Genomic DNA, 3,006 nt, shown 5'->3' with positions numbered 1-3,006 from the left:
TTGTAATATTATGACGCTAAAAGGTGATACTTTTTTGAACAAAAAGGCATAATATAAATATAAAACAATCACAATCAATTAATTAAATACATATATTATTTTTGCAATCAATTGTACTTTTTTGAATATATTTCTATATTTGTAAAAAACTACTACCATGAAATATGTACAAAGAGAAATCACCCCCATCGGCGAAGAGGATTTATTCATCGTATTAAACCATCCTAATGCAAGATTTGATTATGCGGCCCATTTTCATTCTGATTATGAAATTAACCTTGTGTTGAACAGCCGAGGAAAAAGAATCGTTGGGGATTGTGTTTCTGAATACGGAGACCTTGATTTGGTCATGGTTGGCCCTAACATACCTCATCGTTGGGTAAGCGAGAATGATAATGGTAATGCTCATGTGGTGACAATACAATTCCATAAAGAGACATTGGAATATCCTATTATAAACAAAAAGATATTTCACCCGGTAAAAGAATTATTCACCAATTCGTTTTACGGTATAGAGTTTTCTGATGAGACCAAGGTGATGATGAAAGACACTTTACTCAATCTATCATATAAACAAGGTGTGGAATCGGCTCTGGAATTTTTCAGGATTCTCTATCTTTTATCTGTTTCTCCCAATCAAAGATTCTTATTGGAAGGTCACAGTAAAATGGATGTTGCTATCAGGGAATCGAAAAGCCGACGAATAAACAAAGTAATAGCCTATATACAAGAGCACTTTCAGGAGGATATTACGCTTTCTGCTGTTGCCGAAAGCGTTGGCATGTCGGAATCGGCATTTAGCCACTTTTTCAAAAAGAGAACCAATCGGAGTTTTATCGACTACCTGAATGATATCAGGATAGGACATGCAGCTAAAACATTATTCGAAACAACCCATACTGTAGCAGAGGTTTGTTACTCGTCTGGCTTTAATAATATTTCTAATTTCAATCGCATATTCAAGAAAAAGAAAGGTCAGACCCCATCTGAATATAGAATGAATATTCAAAAGATTATGACAAAGTTTTAATTATTTCACCCAGATCAATAAACAATAACCTCTCTGGAAAAATCGGGATATAGAGTTATCAAAAGATAAGAGATACAGTCACCAACCTTCTCGAACAAAAAGTTTAGATCATGGCCTTACAAATCGTGAAAATCTTTTCTCTTCTGAAAATAACATAGCAGTATTAATAAGTGCCAGATGAGAATATGCTTGAGGGAAGTTTCCTAATTGCCTTTTCGAATCGAAATCCAGATCTTCACTAAATAGTCCTAGATGATTAGAATAAGTAAGCAATTTTTCAAATATTTCTAAAGCCTCTTCTTTCTGCCCTATAACGAATAAGGCCCGAATAAGCCAAAATGTGCATATAGTAAATGAAGACGAAGGTAACCCAAAATCGTCGTTGGTCTTGTATCTATACATTAAATCGTTGTGAAATAATTCTTCTTTAATCCGTTTTACTGTTTTAACAAATCTTTCATCATCAGCCTCAATAAATCCATATTGCTCCATTAATAGCAACGACGAATCCATATCACAATTATCATATGCTTGTGTAAAACTTTGAATTTCTTCATTCCATCCATTTATTAATACATCATTTTTAATTTCTTCAGATTGGTCTTGCCATTCAGATTCATAATCTGATTTACCTAAAAAAGCAGCAATACTAACAGCTCTGTTTAAGGCTACCCAGCACATCACTTTTGAAAACACAAAATGTTTTTCGGTATTACGGAATTCCCATATACTCTGATCTGGGTTCCTCCATTCTACAGACACCGTTTTAACTATATTTTTCACCACCTCCCACATCTCTTCTATTTCGTCCAATGTTCCAGGAAAGTATTTATAGTAATTGTAAATAACATCCATCAAATAACCTAACGAATCATTTTGACGTTGGTTATATGCCGCATTTCCAATTCTCACAGGCTGAGAATTTTCATATCCCGGCAGGTGATCCAGTATTTCCTCTCTTAGTATACGGCTACCATCAATGGCATACATAATCTGAAAAGAGTCTGATTTTGATTTCAATATTCTTTTTATAAATCCCATAAATCGCCTCGCAGCAAATAAATGCCCCATTCTCAACAATGTTTCTATCGACATGGAGGCATCTCTAATCCAACAAAAGCGATAGTCCCAATTGCGTACTTCGCCTATAGTCTCGGGTATACTGGTAGTAATTGCGGCAATTACAGCTCCCGAGTCTTGATAAGACATCAATTTTAATATTAGTAGGCTACGAGAGATAATATCATTATATTTGACAAACTTACGCGAACGATTATTCCAGTTCAGCCAATAAACTTTAGTACGCTGATATTCCAGATAAACACGATCAATATCTATAGATATGAGCTTTTGTCCGTATGATAATAATAAGAATTCTTCTTTTTCAAGAACTATTTCCTCACTATTTAGTATAGCATCAAAATCAAGGCTCGAATATAAATACATATTATCTTTAAAATTCTCACAGGAAGATGTTTTTATATAATCTTGAAATTTGCGATGAGTTGCCGTTTCTTTGGCATAATTCATTACAGGTTCATATTTGATCCGAAAACGAGGTTTACCCTTTAACGGACGAATATATCGATAAACCTCAGACGGAAAAAAATAATCCATTTTCAACGTCCTATATCTGGGCATAAAATCAAGTATCTCAAAGCCTCCTTCCTCGGAAATAAATTGTGTACATAATATATTTGTTCCTTTAAGATATCTTTGAGAGCATATATAATCATCGGATACGAGAAAAGCAAAACTTCCTCCCGATTTTTCATCCAGAATTTTAGAAAATACAGATGGCGAATCAAAGCTAGGTATACATAGCCAATCGATACTGCCTTTTTCGGAAATTAAAGCTGCCGATTTACAGTTTCCTATAACTCCATAATTTAGATTATCCATATTATATTTTTTTTCTTTAAAGTTTTTTGCGTACTTTATGCTACAATATAGCCCTTGTTTGGATTAAACATACT

The 3,006-nt window shown here is 33.9% G+C and carries 2 protein-coding genes; one reads left to right on the top strand and one right to left on the bottom strand.

Going from position 1 to position 3,006, the window contains the following annotated elements; translation table 11 throughout:
* Positions 1-157 precede the first annotated feature (157 nt).
* Entirely contained in the window at positions 158-1,030 is an 873-nt protein-coding gene (locus JGH11_RS19550) for an AraC family transcriptional regulator (RefSeq protein ID WP_201114575.1), read from the top strand.
* Between the two features lie 108 nt (positions 1,031-1,138).
* Here the strand turns inward: JGH11_RS19550 and JGH11_RS19545 are convergent, their stop codons facing one another.
* On the bottom strand, positions 1,139-2,932 hold the full coding sequence (locus JGH11_RS19545) for a glycoside hydrolase family 15 protein (RefSeq protein WP_201114574.1): 1,794 nt from the start codon (positions 2,930-2,932) through the stop codon (positions 1,139-1,141).
* Positions 2,933-3,006: the final 74 nt, after the last annotated feature.

It is taken from the genome of Dysgonomonas sp. Marseille-P4677, assembly GCF_016652235.1.
In the GTDB taxonomy this organism is placed as follows: domain Bacteria; phylum Bacteroidota; class Bacteroidia; order Bacteroidales; family Dysgonomonadaceae; genus Dysgonomonas.
This window is presented reverse-complemented; position numbering and strand designations above follow the sequence as displayed.